The following is a 24,576-nucleotide window of genomic DNA, read 5'->3' as shown; positions in this document are numbered from 1 at the left end:
AGGGAACAAAAAGTTCCTTTTGATTGACCTGTTTGCAACAGTTAATTGTTTTGGTTGCGGGCATTATTGTATTTGCTGAGTACACCAATACTGAAATTGAGCTTATTGCCAGCGCAATCAGTAACATAGCAGATTTTTTTAGTGGCATAAACGGCTGTTTTGTGGGGTGTAACGAAAATAAAAGTAAAAAGTTACAGTGTTTAGTAATAATTGTTAAACTTATTATAAGTGTGCTGTAAATTCAGAGGCGGCTTACACTAAATTTGTCCTGCAGATGATGAATACCGGGTTGTATAAATCCATAACTCTCGTAGCAAACTGCAAATTTTTATTTATAAGAAAATTGACAACAGATGAACCAACAATTTGTACAAAGAATAGCAACCGAACTCTCAGCAATTGAAACAGCTGGTTTATTAAAAAAAGAACGCATCATTGCCAGCCCCCAGGGTGCAGAAATTGTTGTAAATGGCAACAAGGTGCTTAACTTTTGTGCCAATAATTACCTGGGTTTGTCGGATCACCCCAAAGTAACGGAAGCCGCCAAGAAATACATTGATACCCGCGGCTATGGCATGAGCAGCGTACGGTTTATCTGCGGTACGCAAGACATTCATAAAGAACTGGAAAAAAAGATTGCAGATTTTTTGGGTACAGAAGATACCATTTTGTACGCGGCAGCTTTTGACGCTAATGGCGGCGTTTTTGAGCCCTTGTTTGGTGAAGAAGATGCCATTATCAGCGATGCATTGAACCATGCCTCCATCATTGATGGCGTTCGTTTATGTAAAGCACAGCGTTTTCGTTACGAACACAACAATATGGAAAGTCTGGAAGAACAGTTAAAAGCAAGTGCACACCTGCGCAGCCGCATTATTGTTACTGATGGTTCTTTCAGTATGGACGGTACCATTGCACAACTGGATAAAATTTGTGACCTGGCTGACCGCTATGATGCCATTGTGATGACGGATGAATGCCACAGCAGTGGTTTTTTGGGCAAAACGGGAAGGGGTACACATGAGTACCGTGGCGTAATGGGGCGGGTGGATATTATTACCGGTACATTAGGCAAAGCGCTGGGCGGCGCCAGCGGAGGTTTCACCAGTGGCAGAAAAGAAATCATTGAAATGTTACGCCAGCGTAGCCGTCCTTATTTGTTTAGCAATACGCTTGCACCCAGTATTGTGGGTGCTTCCATTGCAGTTCTGGATATGCTGAGTGAAACAACTGAGTTAAGAGATAAATTAGCCTACAACACAAAATACTTCAGAAGTAAAATGGCCGAGGCCGGTTTTGAAATTAAACCAGGCGAGCACCCTATAGTGCCGATCATGTTATACGATGCGGTGGTTGCTCAAAATTTCGCAGCTCATTTACTGGAAGAAGGCATTTATGTGATTGGATTTTTCTTTCCGGTGGTAGCCAAAGGCCAAGCCAGGATAAGGGTACAGCTAAGTGCGGCTCATGAACAGGAACACCTGGATAAGGCCATTGCAGCGTTTACAAAAGTGGGGAAGGTTTTGGGCGTGTTGACTTCAACGCTTTAAGCACTCTTGATGAGAAAGAAATTAATCTATGAAGAAATTATTTCTAGCCGCCGTGTTATGGGTGATACAGCTAACATTATTTGCACAAACTGCAATAATTAGAAATATTACCCCCAAGCCTTTCCGCAGTCATTTACTGGTAACTGGAAAGGTACGCTGCAATGGATGAGGGCTGGAAAACCAACCCAGCAATTTACGATGCAACTACGCATACAACCGGCAGATACAACCGGGCAATATACCTGGCAAATTATTTATGGAGATTCTTTGAAGGACAACCGGCCCTATATTTTAAAACCTGTTGATACAGCCAAAGGGCATTGGGTAGTAGATGAAAGAGATGGGATATTGCTTGATTGCTATGTGCACGGCAATGCTGTTCACGGTGCTTTTACGGTGCAGGGAAATACCATTGTAGATAATTACCGCGTAGAAAATGATCAGCTTGTGGTTGAATTTTTTAGCATTAACCTAAATGATAAAAAGGCATCGGGCAAAGGAACAGCAGAAACGCCTTCTGTAGATAGTTACCTTATTAACAGCTACCAAACGGGCACTTTAACAAGGATTAAATAAACGAATTTTATGCGGTAATTTCGCTTCAATAAAAAACCATAGCAATTACAACTGCTGAACGGAGCGTCGCCATCTGCCGTTGCTTTTTGCAATTAGCCGTTTACAAAATATAAACATGTCCGAACAATCAGCAACCTTCATTGCCAAAAGCACCATCAAAGCTGCCGACCTTGACCATCGCCGCAAAATAAATTTCAATATAGGAAGGTACAATGCCGTAGTGCCAAAAGGCAAAGAGCAGTTTACCAATATTGAGCTGGCAAAAAAAACTGCTAAAAATATTAAGTGGCAGGCTATAGAAAACCTGGATCACTACTTACTTGCATTTGAAACAAATTTTACCCAACGGGGTGGTAAAGTTATTTGGGCAGAAACTGCGGAGCAGGCTATTGAAGAAATATTAGCCATTTGCAAAACCAAACACTGCAAAACCGTTGTAAAAAGTAAGAGCATGGTAACTGAAGAAATTCACCTGAACCGTGCGCTGGAAGAAAATGGAATTGAAAGTGTGGAAACCGACCTGGGCGAATACATACAACAACTGGACGGAGAACCGCCTTACCATATTGTAACGCCTGCCATGCACAAAAGCAAAGAAGATGTGGCCAGGCTGTTCAATCAAAAATTGGGCACGCCCCCAAATTATACTCCTGAAGAATTAACGCAGGTAGCACGAAAAATTTTGCGTGAAAAATATACGCAGGCGGAAATTGGTATTACCGGTGCCAATTTTATCATCGGCGATATCGGGGCGGTAGCAGTTACAGAAAATGAAGGTAATGCCAGGCTAAGTTGCGCTTTTCCAAAAACGCATATTGTTATTGTGGGCATTGAAAAAATGATTCCCTCATTGACTGACCTGGCGTTGTTTTGGCCGCTGCTTTCTACTTTTGGTACAGGGCAGACGGTGACTGTTTACAACACCATTATTGCCGGTCCGAGGCAAGCCAATGAAACTGATGGACCTGAAGAAATGTATGTGATATTACTGGACAACGGGCGAACCAACATTTTAAAAAATCCGGTACAACGCCAAAGTTTGTATTGCATTCGTTGCGGGGCTTGCTTAAATGTTTGCCCCGTGTATAAAAATATCGGTGGCCATGCTTATGGCACTACTTATAGCGGTCCGATAGGAAGTGTGATTACACCCAACCTGCAGGGCATGCAGGATTTTAAGCATTTAAGTTATGCATCTTCTCTCTGCGGTGCCTGCACCGAAGTATGCCCGGTAAAAATAAGCCTGCACGAATTATTGCTGGAAAACCGGCACGAATCTGTAAAAGAAGGGTTTGCTCCAATAGCTGAAAAAATGGCCTGGAAACTCTGGAAACTTTCCAGCCTGAACAGGCGGCTCATGAATATGGGCAATGGTGATTTAAAAAATAAAGTGGTAAACGGCCTCTTTAAAGGATGGAGCAAAAACCGTAGCAACCTTGACTTTAGTAAAAAGACTTTCAATGAAATGTGGAAGGAAAGAAAAGGCAAGTGACCTTGTAAACAATGCCATGCTACTCTAAATCCGAAAATTATTTTGCAGGCTAACAATTTATATTTATAAATTTGTTGTGCTGAAACAACCTTATATCCTCCCGGAAAAATTTAACATCAGAGCCTCTTTTCCTGAAATTAATTTTTGTCCACTTCAATAGGCCTGGCGGGAGAAATTTTTGATCTTACTGACGGCCGATATTGCAAAAACAAATTTAACTGCTTACTTTAAAGGCTTAAAAATGTCCATCACTCAAAATTATATATCATGAAACGGATCTTTTTTCCGGTTTGTTTTGTAACGGCGCTAACACTTTCGAATGACTGCTATTCACAGGGCTTTCTAAAAAAAATGAAAGACAAGGTGAATAAAACTGTTGACAAAGCGCTTGGCAACGAAGTTGAAAAGAAAACTGGTATACCAACAGACCAGGGAACCAACAACAGCAGTTCAAGTTCTTCATCAGGCAAGCCAAGCAATAAAGGTGGAGGCGGCTTGAGCAACACAGAGCCGCCGGATGTAAAAGCACAAATGGCGGAAGCAGAAACAGCCCATGGCGCCAAAAATTACAGCGATGCCCGCTACTCTTTGCAACAGGCTTTGATGGGTGTAGAGATACAACTGGGCAGGCAAATTCTAAAATCGCTTCCTGCAACGATTGTTGCTTTACCGGCTGATACGCTGCAGGATAAAGTGATGAGCACACAATGGGGCTGGAGCAACCTGAACATCCAGCGGGTGTATAAAAACGGGGCCGATAAACAATTGACCGTGAGCATTGGAAATGCCGGCATTTATTCAGGCCTTGCCAATATGTATTTCGCCAATGCCACCATGATGGAAGCCAATGGAGAAAAACAAAATTTTAAACAGGTGAGGGTAAAAGGCAATAAAGCCATCATTCAATACGAAGACAGCAAAGGTTACACGTTGATTGTTCCCATTGGTCAAACCTCGATGATCGTGTGGGAGTGCATCAACTTTGCCAATGAGCAGGAAGTAATGACAGCCGCCAACAGCTTTGATATTGACGGCATCAAAAAAATGCTCGGTGAACAATAATTTTTTAATCTGCAATAAAATAATCATGAAATCCATTATAACATTAACCGCCATTTTGATATGCAGCATGAATGGAATGGCGCAAGACTTTGCCAAAGCAATGACCAATGCCAAAACCGCCTACAGTGCAGGCAAACTGGAAGACACTCATTTTGCCTTACAGCAGGCTATGCAGGAAGTGGATTTGATTGTTGGCAAAGAAGTATTGAAACTACTCCCGCCAAAAATGGACTCGTTAACAAACAATGCCAAAGACGACAATGTAACTTCCAATGTTGGCTTCGTGGGTTGCACCATTCACCGTGTGTATGGAAAGCCAGGTAAGCAGGCGGACCTTTCGATTATCAGCAATTCGCCGATGGTTGCGATGATCAATTCATTTTTAAATTCGCCTTTGCTGGGCGGGATGATGAGCGATGGCAAAACAAAAACAGTGAAAGTACAGGGCTACAAAGCAAGGCTTGAAAAACAGCCGGGCAGCACGGATGATAAAAATGATTACCAGCTGCAAATGCCACTGGGCAATGCGCTGATTACTTTTAAAGTAGATGATTGCACAGATACGCAAATTCTTGATATGGCTAATACCATTCCCTTTCAGCAGATTGCTAAATTGATACAGTAAAACAAAAAAATAAGTTTAGTAAGAAGTCGCTATTACTTTTAGTTGATTGATTTGCCAAAGCACAGCAACAGTATTACCTTCAAATATATTTAGAAGTTTAATGAAGGTACTTTTATACACTCAAAATCATTCGCCTCGGTTACAGTATATCTGTGCTTTTATTTTTAAAGAATTGATGGGGGTTAAATGCACTATCACTACCAGTTTAAATGACTTTAAGAATTATGAGGGAATAAAAATCAACTACAGCAACAGTCCTGTTTGCAACAATGAATTTCATCTGTCACCTTCCGGCTTGCTGGCTGAGCAAACAATAACTCCGCAAACAATTGAATGCTTTACAATAAATCATTACAAAGCATTTTTTAAAAGAGAAAATAGTGATTTTGCCTTTGATATTTTTTCCACTGCTTTTTATTTACTGAGCCGTTACGAAGAATACCTACAGCATCAAAAAGATATGTATGGCCGGTTTGCACATGAAAATTCGCTGGCGTTTAAGGAAGATTTTTTACACCTGCCATTGGTAAATATTTGGGTGAAGGATTTTGCGGTTGCACTGCAAAATAAATTTCCGGCGCTTGTTATTCATGTTCCGGTCTTTAAATTTATTCCAACTTACGATGTTGATATTGCTTACTCTTTTAAACACAAAGGTTTGATGCGGAATGTTGGTGGTTTTTTTAAATCGCCTTCTCCGGATAGAATACAGATTTTATTGGGGTTGCGTAAAGACCCGTTTGATACATATGATTGGCTGATTGATCTTCATGAGCAATATAAGTTATATCCGGTTTACTTTTTTTTAGTGGCAGCAAAAAATGGCTTGTATGACAAAAACATTTTACCTGCTAAAACAGCCATGCATCAATTGGTAAAAAAGCATGCTGATAAATATCCCATTGGTATTCATCCATCCTGGCAAAGTGGGGATGATGATTATTTGTTGACTAAGGAGATAGCGCAGTTAAGATTGATGAGCCAGCAGGAAATTACCAGGTCACGCCAGCATTATATCCGCTTTAATTTGCCCGCTGGTTACCGCAGACTTTTGAAAGAAAATATCAGTGATGATTATAGCATGGGCTATGGCAGCATTAATGGATTCAGGGCTTCTGTTGCTTCTTCTTTTTACTGGTTTGATCTGGAGAAGAATGAAGTTACTTCGCTGCGCATTCATCCTTTTTGTTTTATGGAAGCCAACAGTTATTATGAACAAAGATTGAATGCTGACGCGGCTTTTGAAGAGGTGATGCAGTATTATGTGGCCTGCAAAGACGTGAACGGCGAATTGATTACCATTTGGCATAACCACATGGTGGGGGAAGACAAATTATACAAAGGCTGGGGGAGCATGTATGAAAAATTTCTACAAAAAATAATGTGAGTTTTTAGTGATTGTTTTTTGATTATTGATTTTTTATTGCTGTTGGTAACAGAGCAGTTGCTAACGGTTAGAAGGCTGAAGTACCAAACATGTATGCGGTAAAAGGGTGCGATGCAACGATGATCCACAGAGCTTCCTGGCCCGGACCAATATTTTTTTATTTTTCTACATCAGCTTTTTTCTGAAGCTATCGTTTACAAGGTAAACACCAAAAATAGTTACCGCACCACCAATAGCCACATACATGTTTAGTTTTTCATGGAAAAGAATTGCACCTAAAAGCACCGCCACTACCGGGTTTATATAGGCATAAATAGATCCCTGCGACGTTGGTAAACGCTGTAGCATATATACGTACGCAATAAAGGTTAAAACCGAACCTACAATTACAAGATAGCTTACTGCCAGCCAGCCACTCAGTGGAATGTCGGCGATATTGATCGAGTCGCCCGTGGTATAGGTAATGCTGAACAATGCCACACAGGAGATAAGCATTTGTAAGCCCATACTGAAATAGGGATTGAAATTGGCTGCATGTTTTTTGGTATACACACCACCGAAAGCCCATGAAATACTGGCCGCAAGCGATAAAAAAATACCGAGGCGAAAATCGGCGTTTAAGAAATCTTTCAGGTGATCGTAAAAAATAATGCAAATACCGCCGAAGCCAAGAATGAGGCCTGTTATGGCTTTTGCGGGAAGACGTGCTCCTTCAAACATGGTGATGATCACGATCCATAAAGGAACGATGGCTGCTATAATGGCGCCGAGGCCACTGGAAATATATTTTACTCCCCAGGTACTGAGCGTATTGGTAAGCATGAAATTAAGGATACTTAAAATAAAGATGGTTACCCATTGCCTGCCTTTTGGCCAGGGTTGTTTTTTGTACAAAAAAAACAATAAGTAAAGTGTACCGCCGCACAATTGACGGATGCCACACATCTGTATTGCCGGAATATATTTTACGCCCTGTTTGGAAGCAATCCAGGTGGTACCCCAAAAAAAGCACACCCAAATCAGCGCAAGTATAGCTCTGCCTCCAGGGCGGTTGAAGGGAGTTTTAGCGATGATATTATTGGCGAGCTCTTTCATTGACCGCCTTGTAACTGAAGGCGTTTATTCTTAGTGTTTAAAATGCCGCAGCCCCGTTATTACCATGGCGAGGTTGTTTTGTTTGCAGTATTCGATTGAGTCTTTATCCCGGATAGAACCGCCGGGTTGTATAAAAGAAGCGATACCGGCTGCGTGGGCAATTTTTACGCAATCATCAAAAGGGAAGAATGCATCGCTGGCCAGTGCTGCACCGGTCAAATCAAAATTGAATTGCTTTGCTTTTTCAATAGACTGGCGCAAAGAATCAATACGGGATGTTTGTCCGCAACCTTTACCAATGAGTTGCTTATTTTTTACAAGCGCTATAGAATTGCTCTTTAAATGTTTGGCTACCAGGTTAGCAAAAGCCAGGTCTTCTTTTTCAGCAGCGGTCGTTTCTCTTCCACCGGCTTCTTTCCATTCTGTAAAATTGCCCACGTCATTTTGTTGTGTAAGCGTGCCGTTTAAAACAGATTTAAATTGATGTGTTGCTGTTAAGGCTGTTTTCTGAACCAGCAATATGCGGTTCTTTTTTGTCTGCAAAATTGCCAGTGCATCTGCATCGAAAGATGGAGCAATCAATACTTCAAAAAATATTTCGTTGATGGCTTCAGCTGTTGCTTTATCGATGGCTGCATTGCAAACCAATACGCCACCAAAGGCACTTTCGGGATCGCCTGCCAGTGCCGCATCCCAGGCTTCTTTTACGGTTGCTCTTGATGCAATGCCGCATGGGTTGGTGTGTTTGATTATGGCGAAGGTGACGCTGCTGCTTCTGTCGCCTGAAGGGGAGTTATTTTCAGAGCTTGCAGTGTTACAATCTTGTATCAATTGAACAGCGGCATCTACGTCCACCAGGTTATTATACGATAATTCTTTGCCGTGCAGTTTGTCAAAAATTTCTTCCTGGTTGCCGTAGAAAATCCCCTGCTGGTGTGGGTTTTCGCCATAGCGCAACACAGTCTTTGTTTTATCGAATGGATTGGCAAAGTCTGTCTGGTTAAAATAATTGGATATAGCCAAATCGTAACCGGTGCAAACATCGAAAGCTTTGATGGCAAAAGCGCGTCGTTGTTCCAGCGTGGTTTCGCCTTGTTGGTCTTTTAAAATCTGTTCCAGCAATGCATAATCTTTTTTAGCGGCGATCACCACCACATCTGCATGATTTTTTGCGGCACCCCTGATCATGGACGGACCGCCGATATCAATCTTTTCTATGATTAATTTTTCGTCTGTTGTTGATTTAACGGTTTCCTCAAAAGGGTATAAATCAACAATTACCAGGTCAAGCTCAGGGATATTGTATTGCTTCATTTCCTGTACGTGCGTCTCGTCATTGCGTTTACCTAAGATACCGCCAAATACAGAAGGATGCAGCGTTTTAACCCGTCCGCCTAAGATCGATGGGTAACTGGTTAACGACTCTACCGGAACGCATGGGACATTCAAAGCTTCAATAAACTGTTGCGTACCACCGGTTGAATAAATCGTTATGCCGAGCTGGTGCAATTCTTTAATAATATTTTCTAAGCCATCTTTATAAAAAACGGAAATTAGTGCCGACTGAATTTTTTTGTTCATTGCCTGATAGTTGTGGATTTCCGGGATGTTTAAGCCCGGCTTTTTAATAATGGCGCAAAATTAGGATTTTTGGAGGTGGTAAATATCGACGGAAAATTATATTACTCTCAAATTGTAAACAGAACGTGAAGAAAAAAGCCAATCAAAGGGTTGATTATAAATATCAGCGTCGAATCAATGATATTTCCGCCCTTGCGTTGCGGATAATTTCCAGTGGATTTCTACCGGCATTTATAGATTTTGATTTCCCCAGCCCTTTGGACGATAAAATTCTTTCGGCATCAATACCACGGCTCAGTAAGTAACGCCTTACAATATCCGCCCGTTCGATGGCCAATTTTTTGCAAACAGCATCTACTCCTTCAGTTTTGTATGCATAACCTGAAATGGTGATGGAAACGGCAGGATCTCTTAACAATATCGCTTTTACACTATCCAATACCGCATAAGAAACAGAAAACAGGGAGAATTGCTCCGGTTCAAAAGGAACGATGATGGCGCTTTTATCCGGACATCCGTATTTTAATATTTCTCCATATTCGTCGGGGCATTCATCCACTTCGTCCGCAACACCATCTTCATCCCGGTCGTTTACAGCCTGTGGAGGTGGTGGCAAGGGATAACTTAGCATGATCTCGGCACGGCAGTTATACCGCAATATGTCTGCATTGGTTTTGCGGTTTCTTGAACGTACATTGCCCCAGCCTTTTAAGGAAGTAATCCGCATGCTGTCAACGCCCCGCCCAAGCACATAATCCTTAATTACCAGCGCCCTGTTGAGTGACAAATAATAACAAATAGAATCACCAGCTTCATCCACATGCGCATAACCGTTGATGGAAAGCAGTACATCGTCTCTCTCCAGTAATATGCCGATTACACTGTCGATGGCTTTAAAAGTAAATGGCTGAAATAAGGCGGATTGCTTATACTCAAAGGGAATAACCACCGTGTCAACACTGTACTTTGGTAAACTATCATTGAGATAATACTTTGAGTTGTTACAGGCAGATAAACAATTTATTTTAAAGGGAGAATGATGATCGATCATTTCGGGCCATTTTTTTAAAGCCCGGGCATCAACTTTAACACAACAAAAAATGCCAAAAAACAATAGTCCTGCCAGGTTTATTTTGCACAGGCGGATAGCAGCGTAGTATAGAGATAATGGCTTTTTGATAACTGATTATTTAAAAAAATTCCAACGAAAAATCAAGCCGCAAGTTAATAACTTAAATCTTAATGTTACAAACATAGGCCCCACTGGCGGGTATGGAAAAATAATTCAAATGCAGGTCAGTACAATCTTTTTGCCACTGTTCAATTCTTCGAAAACTGTTTGATGCATCAAAAATATATTTTCCGCAATTAAAAACTGCTGCCAGCCGGGATATATTAAGCGGAGGATTTTTTGAAATGATAATGAGATCGACATCTATTTTTTGCTGCCCCTGTTCAAACCAGAGGGGTTTATCAATGAGCAATATTTTTTTATTGCCAAACTGATAAAATTGAAGTTGCTGAAAAACGGTTTGCAGGGAATCGCTGCGCTTATGCAATTGAAATGCAATCCGCGCCGGCTTTAGATGAAAATTTTGCAGCACGCCATCCTCCAGCAAAATACTGTCTCCTACGAAATGGAAGTCGTTGCCAGCCACAAAATCAATGGCCTGGTGCTGCGGTACATTGTATACAATTAATTGTTGCTGTTGTCTAATCTTCCAGTTTTCCCAAGCCTGCAATATTACAAATGCCAATAAAGAAATGATCGCCATCCTGAAAGAAGCTTTGCTTTGATTCAGCAACCACATACCCACCCCAATTACCACTGCATATAGTAACCATGTACTGGCAACTGAAGAGGGAATATTGTCCCAGACTGCAAAAGAAACTTCGCTTACCAGGCGGATAATGCTGTTCATTAACCAAACCATCCAACCTGCCAGCGTACCAAGAAAACTGCCTGCAAATGGCACCCATGAAAAAGCTACCAGGCCAATTTCTACAAATAATATAACGCCCGATAATGGTACTGCTACGATGTTTGTGACAAGAAAAAGATTAGGAAACTGGTGAAAATAATAAATGCAGATAGGAAAAGTAAGCACCTGTGCCGCCAGCGAAATGGCCATCAGTTTCCAAATTTCGTCGAGCAATTTATTTTTAAAGTAGAACCAGTTGTAAATGGCTTTTTGAAAAATTATAATACCTACAACGGCGAGGTAGGATAACTGAAATCCAACATCCCATAAAAAATAGGGGTTATAACAAAGCATTACAAGCGCAGAGCCTGCCAGTGAATTATAAATGGAGGACTGTTTAGATATTTTTTTACCTACAGCAATAAAAGTAAACATTACGGCAGATCGCAACACGGAGGCTGCAGCGCCTGTTAACAAAGAAAAAATCCAAAGACAGGCTAATATCAGTATTACTTGTGTAATTGTTGATTTATTGATCAGCGGAATTTTACCAAATAGCCACACCAGTAATCCATAAATCAATGCCAGGTGCATGCCTGAAATGGCAATAATATGTACAACACCGGTATTGCTGTACGCCTGCACCAGGTCCTTATCCAAATCATTGGTATAGCCAATTAGTAAGGCCTCTGCAATACCCAATTCATCTTTACCAGAAGAAATATTTTTTTGCAATACAGACAGGATAGCTTCCCTGGAAGAAAAAATAAATTGCCTGAATGCATTGACATTTTTCTCATCTAGTTGCACCCAATCTTTTGGCTGAAGAAAAACATTGTGAAAGACAGATTGAAAGGCGGCGTACCGCTCGTAATTAAATGCACCGGGATTACCGGAATTTTTTATTGCCTGCAGCTTTTTATTAATAATTATTTTATCGCCATATCGCAACCCGGTAGGAAGCGTATCTTTTGCGAAATACAATAACACTTTTCCTTCAGTTTTCACCACCTTATCATGATGAATAAGGGCTTCTACATACCCATCTGCTTTGTATGATTTTGATTTTTCAACCAGGGGTTCATTTATCCTTATCACCAAATAATCATCGTTCTGGTAGTATTGGCCAAACCAGTTATTGTTGTGATGCATATCTTTTTGCCATGTTACCAGCAGTCCAAAACAAACAATGAGCAGGTTTAAAATAGTGGCCTGCAAAAATTGCAGTTTAAACTGCACCGCTACAGGAAAAAGAAAAAACAACCCGTAAGCAATGCTGAAACAAATGGTCCCGGTTAAACATGCGGCAACTGAAATTTGCAGGTACCATTCAAGGAGTATGCCTGCGATCAAAGGCACCAGCAGCCTGATAAACGGCGCTTTTTTCCAAACGGGTATATCAAATGGTTTTGACATACTCCAAGATAACTATAAATAAATGAATATGAAAGTGCCGATGAAAAATCGGTTTTTGGCATTTCAAAAAAATAATGGAAAGAGTAACACTTTCAAAAAGTGCTAATCTTTCCATTACAATTATCTAGCTTCCTGTATTTACTACTTGCTTAAATGCATGCTGCGCTCTTTGTACAGCTGCCTGAAGTACGGATCACGCAAGTCTTTTATAAAGCGGATCGCTTCTCCCGTGCTCTTCATTTCTGGCCCTAATTCTTTACTAACACCGGGGAATTTATTAAAGGAAAAAACAGGTTCTTTAATGGCAAATCCCTGCAGTTTTTTATCGTAAGTGAAATCGCTTAATTTATTTACACCCAGCATAATTTTAGTAGCGATGTTCAGGTAAGGAATCTGGTATGCTTTTGCGATAAATGGTGTGGTACGGCTAGCTCTTGGGTTGGCTTCTATCACAAAAACGTTACCGTCTTTAATAGCAAACTGGATATTGATAAGTCCCTTGATGTGAAGCTTGCGGGCAATCTTTTCTGCATAGTGCTCCATGGTGGTAACGATCAACGGCGACAGGTTAAACTGCGGTAACACCGCATTGCTGTCGCCACTATGTATACCGGCAGGTTCAATATGTTCCATCACACCCATGATGTGAAACTCTTCTCCATCAAAAATGGCATCAATTTCAGCCTCCTGGCAACGATCCAAAAAGTGATCGATGAGAATTTTATTACCGGGCAAATGCTTGATCAGACTTAGAATACCTTTTTCCAAGTCTTCGTCATTCAGCACAATGCGCATACGCTGTCCACCAATTACATAGCTGGGGCGAATCAGCACCGGGTAACCAACATGTTTGGCAACCTCAATGGCTTCGTCTGTATTATAAGCCGTACCGTAATTAGGATAAGGAATGCCTAATTCTTTCAGCGTATCACTAAACCTGCCGCGGTCTTCCGCAATATCCATACTGTCGAAAGAGGTGCCTATGATTTTTATGCCTTTTTGATGTAATTGTTTTGCCAGCTTTAGGGCAGTTTGTCCACCTAACTGTACAATTACGCCTTCGGGTTTTTCATGCTCAATAATTTCCCAAAGATGCTCCCAGAAAACGGGTTCAAAATATAATTTATTGGCAATATCAAAATCGGTAGAAACAGTCTCCGGGTTGCAATTCACCATAATGGCTTCATATCCAGCTTCTTTAACCGCCAGCAATCCGTGTACGCAACAGTAATCAAACTCAATACCCTGGCCAATTCTGTTAGGTCCGCTGCCTAAGACAATTATTTTTTTCTTGGCCGAGACTTTTGATTCGTTGGATTCCAGCGCTTTGTCAACCGGGGAATTTAAGGGCGCTTTTTCGAAGGTGGAATAGAAGTACGGCGTCTTAGCTTCAAACTCGGCACTGCAGGTATCAACCATTTTAAACACCCTTGTTAAACCCATTTCTTTTCTGCGGTTATAAATAATTTCCGCATCATCTTCTTTCATTATGCGTACAATCTGCTCATCACTAAATCCTAAAAATTTAGCTTGTGTCAGCAGTTCATCCGGCAATGTTTTCAGGTCGTATTTAGCGATCTCTTTTTCGCAATCGCATATCTTCTGAATCTGGTAAATAAACCAGCGGTCGATGCCTGTACTCTCGCAAATGCGTTTTACGCTGGCACCCGCCATCAGTGCATCTTTTATGCGAAACACCCGGTCCCATTTTGGTATCTTGATGTATTCAATCAGCTCATCGGCGTGCATTAAACTTTTGCCATAATAACCCAAACCAACAGCTTCATTTTCCAAACTCTGACAAGCCTTTTGTATCGCCTCCGCAAAGCTTCTGCCAATGGCCATTACTTCACCTACGCTCTTCATTTGAAAGCCCAGTGTATCATTGGCACCTTTGAATTTATCAAAGTTCCAACGCGGTATTTTTACAATCACATAATCCAGTGCCGGCTCAAAATAAGCGGAAGTAGATTGCGTGATCTGGTTCTTCAATTCATCCAGGTTATAACCAATTGCCAGCTTGGCGGCAATCTTTGCAATCGGGTAACCAGTAGCCTTACTTGCTAAGGCAGAGGAGCGGCTAACCCTTGGGTTTATTTCTACCACAATCAGTTCTTCTGTTTGTGGATTGAGGGCAAATTGCACATTACATCCGCCGGCAAAATTGCCCAGCGCACGCATCATTCGGATGGCCGTGTTGCGCATCAACTGGTAAGCTGTATCGCTCAAAGTCATAGCCGGTGCCACGGTTATACTATCGCCCGTATGCACGCCCATCGGATCAAAATTTTCAACGGCGCAAATAATTACAACATTGTCATTGTTGTCCCGAAGTAATTCCAGTTCATATTCCTTCCAGCCCAGCACCGCTTTTTCAACCAGTACTTCATGTATCGGCGATGCGGTTAAACCATTGTTCAGCGCTTCATCCAAATCTTCTTTCCTAAAAACAATACTGCCTCCACTACCACCCAGGGTAAACGAAGGCCTTATTACGAGCGGAAAACCAACTTCAGCTGCAAATTCCTTTCCTTCTAAAAAAGAGTTGGCGGTTCTTGCCGGGCAAACCGGGATACCCATTTCAATCATCCACTGACGAAATTTCTCCCTGTCTTCTGCCTTATCAATTGCTTTAATATCTACACCAATCAACTTCACGTTAAATTTTTCCCAAATACCCAGCTCATCTGCTTCTTTACAAAGATTCAGGGCAGTTTGTCCGCCCATAGTAGGCAACACTGCATCAATCTCATTTTCTTCCAGTATCTGTTCAATACTTTCCACCGTTAGTGGCAGCAGGTAAACCCTGTCGGCCATCATCGGGTCAGTCATGATAGTGGCTGGATTACTGTTAATCAGTGTTACTTTAATACCTTCTTCACGTAAGCTTCTTGCAGCTTGTGTTCCCGAATAGTCAAATTCGCAGGCTTGTCCTATAACGATTGGGCCAGAGCCGATAATTAATACTGAGTGGATGGAATTGTCTTTTGGCATAATATGTTGCCGTCTGTAGGCGTGCAAAAGTAAGGGACTGAGCGGAAAAAATGAAATGAGAAAAATTAAAACTTATCCCGGCCAGCAATGGTAACAGGTTTTTAAAACAAGGTGATACCAGTCAATCATTTCATAGCAGCATCGTTGCATCGCAATCCGTTTATCCGCAGTGCTGCTATCTGGCTTTGATTTAAGCGTAGATACTCGTTCGATAGGTAGAATTAATTAAGCACTATTTAACCTTTTTCGCTCCCTTCATCTTTTTAAACAACAATTTTCTTTTCATCACATATTTGGTTTCATCAAAATAGTCTTTGTGCCAGGTGAACGTTTCATCCAGCGGTTTTAAAAATCCCTGCAACGGCTGGTTATTTTTTGTCTGTAGCTTACTCAAATACCTTGGCCAAAAATGAACAAACAAGCGGTCAAATTCCGCCAGGTAAATATCAGCCACCCTGGTATCGCCCTTTATCACAAGCGTATTTTCATCATTGTTTTGAATGGAGTTGGCACTAAAGTTTGCCGAGCCCGTAACTACTACGGGCTTATCAGACAAGGGATCTACCAAAAAGAATTTATTGTGCACATACAAAATACCGGCACCGGTAATTGCTTTTGTTGTAATTTCTTTTGCCCATTGCTTTTCACCGCCTTCATACACGGCACCAGCAGTTACCTTCACATCAATATCATTGCTTTTAACACCTTCAGCATCTGAAGCAGATTCAAATAACAGCAACCGCAAGCATTCTTTGTCTCTTTTAAAAACGGTATTAAACACTTCATCCATGTTAAAAGGAAAAACCATGCAAACCAGTTCCTTTGCGCTGTCAATTAAATCGGCATAATGCTGCAAATGTGCAGGCGCCACATTTTTTACAACTGGCAAATCCCGCGGACTAAAAAAAACATAGGTTCCCTTTGTAAGACCTACCAGGTCGGTATCTGGTTGTATGGCTTCACATAATTTTGCCTGTATGCTCATAAACGGGTTACCCTGAATACCCGTCCAGTAATCCAGATATTTTTTAGCGATCGCATCATCCACAATCCAGTGACCGGTATTGCACTGACCAAAAATTCCTGCTAGTGTAATGTTGGTTGAACCTGTCCATACCTGTTTGGGTTTACCATCCTGGCATAAAACCATAAACTTGTTGTGCGGCTGGCTGGGCTTGGTTCGCACGGTTTTTATCATCAGTTCCAGACCAGCATTTTTAAGCATCGACTTGTTGTTCAGCCGTACAGTGCCGTCTTTGTAAATCTTATCATCGTACTGGTCAGGCTTGCCGCTAACGATCAGCTGAACATCTGCACCCCTGTCGGAAGCTGCTTTTAATTCATCTAAAAAAACCGGAAACTGCAGTTCATAAAACGAACCATAAATGCTGAACGTGTTGTTGGTAGCCTGTCGCACAAACTTTAGCAAGCCTTCACTCCATAAGTCTCTTCCTAAAAACGCCAGCGCATGTTCCAGCGCTACACCTTGTAAATCGCTGATAGGTCTGTTACCATATTCTTTGTTATGTGCATAGGCTTGCGAGCCCGTAACGCCGTAATTGAAGTAAACAGAATGTTTGCCTTCCTGCAGATTTTCTGTGGTAACTTCTATGCTATTTTCATATTTAGGCAGGTGGTTAATTGCAGTGCCAAACATTGGCTTGACGGTATAGGTATAAGTCTGTCCCGGATCGGCCGTATAATCCTGCCAGTAAAAGGTTTGCAATAAGGAAGTGTACCTTATTTCAGGATCTGTAACTGTTTGCAGCGAAGCAAAATATTTAGTGCCGTTCAGGTATTTAATGATGCCATTTTTATCTTTTCTTTCCAAACTAAACCCCAGGAAATTTTTGTTTTCAATTTTACTCTTCGCAATATCAAAAGACAACAATACAGTTTGTGTTCCTGCAACTGCATAAATTTTAAGATCGCTGCTTTCTTTTTTGTAACGCATGGGGTTTATTTTAGGGTTTTATAAATTTCTTACTTGCAAATAATTCAGGAGTTTATTACCGGAGAGGAAAAGCAGGTTAGTAACCATGAACAACCAGTTACAAAATAGTAATTAATTTAAGCTTATTCAGAAAAAAATTTTAACGCCTGAGAATGGGATTAACAAAAAACGCCAGCTTTTCTGTGTTGAAAAGCTGGCGTTAATTTACCCAATAAGATTTACAACTTAGCGCATTAAGATGGGGTACCGGCAGTACTGTCTTTCTTTCCAAACAAATCGCTGATTGTTTTTTCAGCCTCCCCAAAGTGTTCTTTAAAAGCTTCGGTACCTTTTGTTTTTAGTTCGTCAAAATAATCTTTGGCTTTATCGAATGCGCCTTCCGCTTCGTCTTTCATTTTATGCGCCTTGTCTTTTAAATCGGCAGCCAGTTTTTCTTTTTCTTCCGGCGTCATGCTCATATATTTCGCACCGGCTAAAGCAGCTGCAGCGCCTAATAAAAAAGTTGCGATGTGTTTTGAATTTACGCTCATGATAGTAATTTTTAGTGTGATTTTACAATTAAGTTTGCATACTGATTTTACAATATGAATGTACACAAACTAACGGCGTTATGTCTTTTTTTGCTAATATTTATTTCGGCCACTGCGCAAATTTTTCCGGCAAAAAATTATCCCCAGGGTTATTTTCAATGGCCGGTAATAGCCAAACATGCCCTGGCAGCCAACTTTGGTGAGTTAAGGCCCAATCATTATCACATGGGGCTGGATTGTAAAACTGATCAAAGAGAAAATGTTCCTGTTGTAGCGGCTGCTGACGGCTATATCGCAAAAGTAAAAATTGAACCTTTTGGATTTGGCAGATGCATTTATATCAACCATCCCAATGGCCTTACAACGCTCTACGCTCACCTGAATGATTTTTATCCTGCACTGGAGAAATACATAACCGAGCTACAATATGAACAACAGAGCTGGAAAGTATTTGTTGATATTCCGGAAGGAATGTTCCCGGTAAAAAAGGGCCAGCAAATTGCATTTAGCGGCAACACCGGCGGCTCCCAGGGGCCACACACACATTTTGAAATAAGGGATACCAAAACAGATAAAGTACTTAACCCGTTTTTATTCGGCATGGGTTTACCCGATAACATTCCACCCGATATTTTCCGCGTAGCCATGTATGACCGCTGTCTCAGCACCTATGAACAGAGCCCAAAGTTTTACAATCTTAAAAAAGAGAACGGCATATATACCATTCCTGCGGTAATCATTACCAATACAGATAAGGTTAGTTTCGCAATTGCAGCCACGGATCGCTTTAGTGGGTCGCCTCACAAATATGGAATTTACGAAGCCTCGTTATCCAATGATGAACGCCCTGTAATTGGTTTCCAGATAGACAGCATCAGTTACGATGAAACCCGTTATGTGAATGCACAAATCGATTATAAATTACGCAGTGATGGCGGACCTTTTGTACAGCATTTGAGCAGGTTGCCCGGTTATCCCGAAGGTATTTATAAACAAGTGAGTGGTGATGGCGTTATTGATCTTACTGACGACAGTACACACGCCATCAAAATAGAAGTAAAAGATGCAGCTGGCAATAGTTCTATCTTAAAATTTAATATAAAAAGAGGTACTTCAGTACAACCAAAAACGATGTCCGGCATTGCGGCTGCTCCTTCGCAAACAGCGTTCAGACCTGGATTTGTGAATATTTTTGAAAACGAAAAAATTTGTGCTTACCTGCCCGAGCCCTGCCTGTATGACTCCTTCCGGTTTACTTACAAAGAAATTATTCCTGCCACAGGCTTTCCGGTGTACCAGGTGCACAATGCTTCCGTTCCATTGCAAACAAAATTTTCCCTGATGATAAAAAACAGCAATGCTGTTTATCCGGATAAAATGGTAATGCACCGTTTTGCGAATGGTAAAAATGATTATGCAAAAGCCGTTCACAATGATGGCTGGTACACTGCTTCATTTAAAGCATTCGGTAATTTTCAATTGCTGCAGGATACGGTACCGCCTGCTATAACGCCTGTTGGTTTCTGGGAAGGTATGAATGTTGCTAAACTAAACCGGCTGGCTTTTGTTATTACAGATGCAACAGAAGAGCTGCAAAATTTTTCAGCAATGCTGGATGGCAAATGGCTGCGGTTCAGCAATGATAAAGGCAGAACCTTCATTTATAAAATGGATGAACATTGCGGGCCCGGTAAGCATGAACTAAAGATTAGTGTTGCAGATTGTGCAGGAAATACAACAGAAAAATGGTATCATTTCAGCAGATAATTTTTTATAAACAGAACGATATAAACCATCAAAACATAAAAATGGCCATACCAGCAGAAGGAAAAAAAGCGCCGGCCTTTACCGGAACAGACCAAAATGGGAATAAGGTTTCGTTGACATCCCTTAAAGGGCAAAAAGTTGTATTGTATTTTTATCCGCAGGATGATACACCTACCTGTACCGAACAGGCTTGTAACCTGCGGGATAATTTTGGTGCGTTAAAAAACGCTGGTTTTACTGTTATAGGTATAAGCCCGGATGCCGTGGCGAAACACAAAAAATTTGAAACAAAGTACCAGCTGCCATTTACATTACTCGCCGATCCTCAACACGCCATCATAGATAAATATGGAGTTTGGGGCGATAAGCAGCTGTTCGGCAGAAAGTACCAGGGCTTAATACGCACGACATTTTTAATTGATGAAAACGGCATCATCAAAAAAGTTTTTTTAAAGCCCAAAAGCAAACAACACACCGAAGAAATTTTAAACGCCTGGAAAGCAATTGGCTGAAGACAATTTCACCATAAAAGAAAATTCGTGGCTGGCAAAGATTGCCGCTAAAAAATTACGCTCTTCAGCTGTAGCTATGGTCATAGGCAATAAAATTCATTTACACAATACCACTGCCGGTGAATTTTTACAAGATCGACGTTGGGTGAAGCACGAGCTATGCCATATCAGGCAATACAAGCAGCATGGCACGACAGGCTTTATTGTAAAATATCTGTGGGAGAGCCTGAAAAAGGGCTATTACAATAATCGCTTTGAGGTTGAAGCAAGAGCGGCTGAAAATGAATAGTTGTATATTTATTGTTCATTTTCTTTCATGCTTACTTTTTTGAAATACCTTTTTTTACTTACGTTTATTGCAGCCGGAATTAAAGCAACGGCGCAGCAATCCGGCGCAGTATCCCTAAATGCTTATATAGATTTTATTGATGCAGACTCTTCATCAAAAGTCAACAATCTGCAAGAACAATTTTACATCGGTAGCGTACTATCACGTAAAATAAAAGCATTAACCAATAGCAAAACCATTCGCATCCAACGGCAGCTAAATGATTCCGTTTATATTATTGCTTCAGATAAACCGGTTGATAAATCTGATTTCAACTGGATAAAAAAAGCTTCGTTAAATTGGAAATTGTCGCCAGCTGTTTTATGGCAGCAAAACAGTCAGCAGCTAAATTTTCCAAATTCTTTTGTAGTAAACATTGCTGCTGGTATAGATCTCTTGAATTTTAAAAAAGAAAAGAAACTTTCATTCACAAGTACACCGGATGAAAACATTTTTATTTCAACAATCAATACCGCGGCAGATTTTAATAAACTGCTACAGGATAACAGCATCATTTTTATAGGATTTAATAACCGGCATCCAAAAGAAGAATTGCAGATAAATGATCTTGATTTAAGTGTGAATAAAATTAGTCTATTGCACAGCAGGTTGCCTTTTTTAGATGGCGCGGGAACCACCATTTCAATCAAAGAAAATTTACCGGATACAACCGATATCGATTTTTCGGCAAGGTATCAGTATAGTCCACTGGCGGCAAAAGTTGTTTCATCTCACGCATCCATCATGGCTACAATGGCGGCTGGTGCAGGCAACAGCTGGTATTTGGGTAAAGGTGTTGCCAACGCAGCAACAATTACCTCTTCTGATTTTAGCAACCTGCTTCCTGATGACGATGCCAGTTACTGGCAATCGCATATTACAGTGCAAAACCATTCATATGGAGTTGGCATAGAAAATTTTTATGGTGCAGATGCTGCCGCGTATGATGGAGCTGCACTCAAAAATGACAGCCTTTTATTTGTGTTTTCCGCCGGCAACTATGGCGCTTCTGCTGCGCCAGCTTCGGCCACTTATGCAGGTTTGCCCGGCTATGCGAACATTTCAGGCAGTTTTAAAATGGCGAAGAATATTATTACTGTAGGTGCAGTAGATTCTTTTGAAAATGTAGCCAACGCAAGTTCCCGGGGACCTGCGTATGATGGAAGAATAAAGCCGGAAATGGTGGCCTATGGAGAAGATGGTACATCAGGTGCTGCTGCCCTGGTATCAGGTACGGCCGCTGTTTTGCAACAGGCTTATGCAAGCACACATAGCGGCAGTCTTCCTTCAGCTGCCTTAATAAAAGCCATTTTACTAAATAGTGCAGATGATGCTGGACCGAAAGGAATTGATTACACAGCTGGTTACGGCAACCTTAATGCAATGAAGGCGGCAGAAGATTTACTCGGCGCAAAATATTTTGCTGGTACGGCAGTCAATAACAGCAACCGTGAATTTTCGGTTATTATTCCTGCCGGCATCAGCAAAGCCAAATTCACGCTTGTATGGAATGATGTACCCGCCTTGCCAAATGCGTACAAAGCGCTTGTAAATGATCTTGATTTGGAACTACAGTTGCCGGCAACCAGCCAGTCATGGAAACCGTGGGTTTTAAACAGTTTTGCCAATGCTGTATCGCTATCTGCATTACCAATTCGCAAAAGAGACAGTCTTAACACAGTTGAACAAATCACCCTGGATAACCCAGCCGCAGGCAATTATAAAATTATTGTAAACGGCTTTGCTGTAAACGAAACAGGCCAGTCTTTTTACATCGCTTACGAATTGGATACAACCAATAATTTTTCGTGGCATTTTCCATCGGCGGGCGACAATCTTTTTCCCGGCACAGCAAATATCATTCGCTGGACTACCGATATACCTTTTGCCAACGCCCGGTTATTTTACAGTTTGAATAAGGGAAGAAACTGGATTGCAATTGACAGTTCAGTCAATACCGGCAATCCATATTTTTACTGGACCGTGCCGGATACCACTGCGCTGGCCGTTTTGAAAATGCAAACCAATACCGGTGATTTTCTAACCGATACATTCACCATAAGTAAAAAAATAATTTTTAAAACAGGCTTTAATTGTGCTGATTCGGTTTTGTATTTCTGGAACGCATTATCCGGCGTAAACAGCTACCGGCTATTTAGTCTGCAAGGCAAAACGCTTCAACCGATTGCTGTTACCAGCGATACGCAATTCGTGTTCAACAAAATAAATTTACCCCGGCACCAGTTTGCCGTAGCGCCTATAATTGGCGGTAAAGAAGGTGTAAAAAGCTATACGATAGACTATACGTTGCAGGGTGTTGATTGCTATATAAATAATTTTTTAGTCGATCTCAAAAATGATCAAACGGCCGCCATCCAATTGCAGTTAGGAACTGATTATTTAATAGGAAAAATTGTGTTCGAAAAATTAAATTCCGGCACTTTTATTGGCTTTAAAGAAATCAATGCTATTTCCTCATTGAATTTTGGTGCAATAGATAACAGTCTTCAAAAAGGAGTCAATACATATCGTGCCCGCATTGAATTGAAAGATGGCAGAATTATTTACAGCGCCGCAACAGATATTTTTTATTTTAAAAATACTGAAGTTGTAATTTATCCAAATCCCGTTGCTCAGGGGCACAACATTACAATTCGAATGAACGCTTTGCAAAATCAATGGATAAAAATTACGGATGTTGCCGGTAGAATAGTTTATAATCAACAGACCAATTCCACTATTGTACAGTTGCCGGTTAGCTTTTCAAAGGGAATATATTTTATTGCCGTTAGTAACCCGGAAACCAACCTCACTAATACTTTCAAAATTTTTGTTCAGTAAATAACGGGGATAAAAAATAAAAGCCTTCTTTTGATTTTTATCAAATTTTTAACCTAATTTTTAACTTCAAATTAATTATTCATTAAAAAATACTCTTTTATGAAGAAAGTCTTACTACATCTGATGCTGGTATCAACAATTGCGTTCAGCGTAAGTTCATGTAAAAAAACAGCAACCACTGACGTTCCCGCCACTGATGAGATTTCAGCTGAAACAAAAGCAAAAATCGCCCAACTTGGTTTTGGAACAAGTGATGTTAAAAAAACAGAAGATGGATACCTGGTTGAAGGGGACATCAACCTGACGGATGAGCTTTTAAACAGCACTCCGAGTCAGATGTTGGTTAGAGTTGGTAATGCTGAGCAATACCGCACCACAAATTTAATTACGCCAGCCGCCGGCCGTGTGTATACAATATTGGTAAGCAATTTAACAAGCGCCTTTGAGCAAGGAACTGATTTGGCCATTGCCCGCTATAATGCATTGGGTTTAAAATTTACGTTCCAGAGGATAACATCAGGTACTCCGGATATTACCGTTCTTGGATTTAATCAAAGACCAAGAGGAGGTTATATTACACTCGGATCTTCAGGTTTTCCTACTTCAACAGGTGCTCCATACAATACCATAAAAATGAACACCAATGCCCAGGCCTATGGAACCAACCCAGATGTTAAGTACGTAGGCAGCGTGCTGCAACATGAACTGGGACATTGTATAGGAATGCGCCATACAGATTATTATGATAGGAGTATTAGTTGCGGTGGTGCTACAAGCAACGAAGGCGCATCTACCATTGGCGCTATTTTGATACCCGGAACACCTTCTGCAGCTACCCTGGCCGCGGCCTCCTGGATGCTGGCCTGCTCAAATGGAGGTGACCGTACATTTAATTCCGCTGACGTTACCGGACTAAATTACCTCTACAAATAACATCAGTATAA

At 41.1% G+C, this 24,576-nt stretch carries 18 protein-coding genes; 11 read left to right on the top strand and 7 right to left on the bottom strand.

Annotation, left to right across the window (positions count from 1 at the left end; translation table 11 throughout):
* The first annotated feature begins 353 nt into the window (after positions 1–353).
* The 6 genes from kbl (at position 354) to QWZ08_RS21745 (ending at position 6,692) form a co-directional block, all read left to right on the top strand.
* Positions 354–1,550 carry a glycine C-acetyltransferase gene (gene kbl, locus QWZ08_RS21770; RefSeq protein WP_290339688.1) on the top strand — a complete coding sequence of 399 codons (1,197 nt, stop codon included), beginning with the start codon at positions 354–356 and terminating at the stop codon, positions 1,548–1,550.
* A gap of 198 nt (positions 1,551–1,748) precedes the next feature.
* Positions 1,749–2,126, top strand: a complete 378-nt coding sequence (locus QWZ08_RS21765) for a hypothetical protein (protein WP_290339687.1) — start codon at positions 1,749–1,751, stop codon at positions 2,124–2,126.
* Between the two features lie 115 nt (positions 2,127–2,241).
* Complete coding sequence (locus QWZ08_RS21760; protein ID WP_290339686.1) at positions 2,242–3,618, top strand: LutB/LldF family L-lactate oxidation iron-sulfur protein; 1,377 nt, start codon at positions 2,242–2,244, stop codon at positions 3,616–3,618.
* 267 nt (positions 3,619–3,885) lie between these two features.
* Complete coding sequence (locus QWZ08_RS21755) at positions 3,886–4,680, top strand: hypothetical protein (RefSeq protein ID WP_290339685.1); 795 nt, start codon at positions 3,886–3,888, stop codon at positions 4,678–4,680.
* A gap of 25 nt (positions 4,681–4,705) precedes the next feature.
* Positions 4,706–5,305, top strand: a complete 600-nt coding sequence (locus QWZ08_RS21750) for a hypothetical protein (RefSeq protein WP_290339684.1) — start codon at positions 4,706–4,708, stop codon at positions 5,303–5,305.
* A gap of 100 nt (positions 5,306–5,405) precedes the next feature.
* Positions 5,406–6,692, top strand: coding sequence for a polysaccharide deacetylase family protein (locus QWZ08_RS21745; RefSeq protein ID WP_290339683.1), 1,287 nt, complete (start codon positions 5,406–5,408; stop codon positions 6,690–6,692).
* Between the two features lie 165 nt (positions 6,693–6,857).
* On the opposite strand, the gene QWZ08_RS21740 is transcribed toward QWZ08_RS21745, so the two are convergent.
* From QWZ08_RS21740 to QWZ08_RS21710, 7 genes are all read right to left on the bottom strand, one after another.
* Positions 6,858–7,787, bottom strand: a complete 930-nt coding sequence (locus QWZ08_RS21740; protein ID WP_290339681.1) for a DMT family transporter — start codon at positions 7,785–7,787, stop codon at positions 6,858–6,860.
* A 30-nt stretch (positions 7,788–7,817) separates the two neighbouring features.
* Positions 7,818–9,368, bottom strand: a complete 1,551-nt coding sequence (gene purH, locus QWZ08_RS21735) for a bifunctional phosphoribosylaminoimidazolecarboxamide formyltransferase/IMP cyclohydrolase (protein WP_290339680.1) — start codon at positions 9,366–9,368, stop codon at positions 7,818–7,820.
* 163 nt (positions 9,369–9,531) lie between these two features.
* Positions 9,532–10,419 (bottom strand): OmpA family protein, encoded by an 888-nt coding sequence (locus tag QWZ08_RS21730; RefSeq protein WP_290339679.1) that lies wholly within the window; start codon positions 10,417–10,419, stop codon positions 9,532–9,534.
* 181 nt (positions 10,420–10,600) lie between these two features.
* Positions 10,601–12,706, bottom strand: a complete 2,106-nt coding sequence (locus tag QWZ08_RS21725) for a ComEC/Rec2 family competence protein (RefSeq protein WP_290339677.1) — start codon at positions 12,704–12,706, stop codon at positions 10,601–10,603.
* 141 nt (positions 12,707–12,847) lie between these two features.
* A complete protein-coding gene (gene carB / locus QWZ08_RS21720; protein WP_290339675.1) occupies positions 12,848–15,700 on the bottom strand; it encodes a carbamoyl-phosphate synthase large subunit in 2,853 nt (950 codons plus the stop codon).
* Between the two features lie 232 nt (positions 15,701–15,932).
* Positions 15,933–17,654: a phospholipase D-like domain-containing protein gene (locus QWZ08_RS21715; RefSeq protein ID WP_290339673.1), complete on the bottom strand. Its 1,722-nt coding sequence runs from the start codon at positions 17,652–17,654 to the stop codon at positions 15,933–15,935.
* 233 nt (positions 17,655–17,887) lie between these two features.
* A complete protein-coding gene (locus QWZ08_RS21710; protein WP_290339671.1) occupies positions 17,888–18,184 on the bottom strand; it encodes a YtxH domain-containing protein in 297 nt (98 codons plus the stop codon).
* Between the two features lie 54 nt (positions 18,185–18,238).
* Here QWZ08_RS21710 and QWZ08_RS21705 point away from each other — a divergent pair, with 54 nt between their 5' ends.
* From QWZ08_RS21705 to QWZ08_RS21685, 5 genes are all read left to right on the top strand, one after another.
* Positions 18,239–19,951: a M23 family metallopeptidase gene (locus QWZ08_RS21705; protein WP_290339669.1), complete on the top strand. Its 1,713-nt coding sequence runs from the start codon at positions 18,239–18,241 to the stop codon at positions 19,949–19,951.
* 41 nt (positions 19,952–19,992) lie between these two features.
* Positions 19,993–20,463: a thioredoxin-dependent thiol peroxidase gene (bcp, locus tag QWZ08_RS21700; RefSeq protein WP_290339668.1), complete on the top strand. Its 471-nt coding sequence runs from the start codon at positions 19,993–19,995 to the stop codon at positions 20,461–20,463.
* Entirely contained in the window at positions 20,456–20,752 is a 297-nt protein-coding gene (locus QWZ08_RS21695; RefSeq protein WP_290339667.1) for an eCIS core domain-containing protein, read from the top strand. Before bcp ends, QWZ08_RS21695 begins: the two co-directional genes overlap by 8 nt.
* Before the next feature lie 27 nt (positions 20,753–20,779).
* Complete coding sequence (locus tag QWZ08_RS21690) at positions 20,780–23,632, top strand: S8 family serine peptidase (protein WP_290339666.1); 2,853 nt, start codon at positions 20,780–20,782, stop codon at positions 23,630–23,632.
* Positions 23,633–23,731: 99 nt separating this feature from the next.
* On the top strand, positions 23,732–24,565 hold the full coding sequence (locus QWZ08_RS21685) for a M57 family metalloprotease (RefSeq protein WP_290339665.1): 834 nt from the start codon (positions 23,732–23,734) through the stop codon (positions 24,563–24,565).
* Positions 24,566–24,576: the final 11 nt, after the last annotated feature.

This window comes from Ferruginibacter paludis (genome assembly GCF_030409685.1).
Taxonomy (GTDB): domain Bacteria; phylum Bacteroidota; class Bacteroidia; order Chitinophagales; family Chitinophagaceae; genus Ferruginibacter; species Ferruginibacter paludis.
The sequence above is the reverse complement of the archived record's forward strand: the minus strand, read 5'-3'. Positions and strand labels throughout refer to the sequence as shown.

What these genes read in the sequence shown, in the direction of transcription:
- kbl (WP_290339688.1), top strand. Translation starts at nt 354, where the DNA reads ATGAACCAACAATTTGTACAAAGAATAGCAACCGAACTCTCAGCAATT.
- QWZ08_RS21765 (WP_290339687.1), top strand. Translation starts at nt 1,749, where the DNA reads ATGCAACTACGCATACAACCGGCAGATACAACCGGGCAATATACCTGG.
- QWZ08_RS21760 (WP_290339686.1), top strand. Translation starts at nt 2,242, where the DNA reads ATGTCCGAACAATCAGCAACCTTCATTGCCAAAAGCACCATCAAAGCT.
- QWZ08_RS21755 (WP_290339685.1), top strand. Translation starts at nt 3,886, where the DNA reads ATGAAACGGATCTTTTTTCCGGTTTGTTTTGTAACGGCGCTAACACTT.
- QWZ08_RS21750 (WP_290339684.1), top strand. Translation starts at nt 4,706, where the DNA reads ATGAAATCCATTATAACATTAACCGCCATTTTGATATGCAGCATGAAT.
- QWZ08_RS21745 (WP_290339683.1), top strand. Translation starts at nt 5,406, where the DNA reads ATGAAGGTACTTTTATACACTCAAAATCATTCGCCTCGGTTACAGTAT.
- QWZ08_RS21740 (WP_290339681.1), bottom strand. Translation starts at nt 7,787, where the DNA reads ATGAAAGAGCTCGCCAATAATATCATCGCTAAAACTCCCTTCAACCGC.
- purH (WP_290339680.1), bottom strand. Translation starts at nt 9,368, where the DNA reads ATGAACAAAAAAATTCAGTCGGCACTAATTTCCGTTTTTTATAAAGAT.
- QWZ08_RS21730 (WP_290339679.1), bottom strand. Translation starts at nt 10,419, where the DNA reads ATGATCGATCATCATTCTCCCTTTAAAATAAATTGTTTATCTGCCTGT.
- QWZ08_RS21725 (WP_290339677.1), bottom strand. Translation starts at nt 12,706, where the DNA reads ATGTCAAAACCATTTGATATACCCGTTTGGAAAAAAGCGCCGTTTATC.
- carB (WP_290339675.1), bottom strand. Translation starts at nt 15,700, where the DNA reads ATGCCAAAAGACAATTCCATCCACTCAGTATTAATTATCGGCTCTGGC.
- QWZ08_RS21715 (WP_290339673.1), bottom strand. Translation starts at nt 17,654, where the DNA reads ATGCGTTACAAAAAAGAAAGCAGCGATCTTAAAATTTATGCAGTTGCA.
- QWZ08_RS21710 (WP_290339671.1), bottom strand. Translation starts at nt 18,184, where the DNA reads ATGAGCGTAAATTCAAAACACATCGCAACTTTTTTATTAGGCGCTGCA.
- QWZ08_RS21705 (WP_290339669.1), top strand. Translation starts at nt 18,239, where the DNA reads ATGAATGTACACAAACTAACGGCGTTATGTCTTTTTTTGCTAATATTT.
- bcp (WP_290339668.1), top strand. Translation starts at nt 19,993, where the DNA reads ATGGCCATACCAGCAGAAGGAAAAAAAGCGCCGGCCTTTACCGGAACA.
- QWZ08_RS21690 (WP_290339666.1), top strand. Translation starts at nt 20,780, where the DNA reads ATGCTTACTTTTTTGAAATACCTTTTTTTACTTACGTTTATTGCAGCC.
- QWZ08_RS21685 (WP_290339665.1), top strand. Translation starts at nt 23,732, where the DNA reads ATGAAGAAAGTCTTACTACATCTGATGCTGGTATCAACAATTGCGTTC.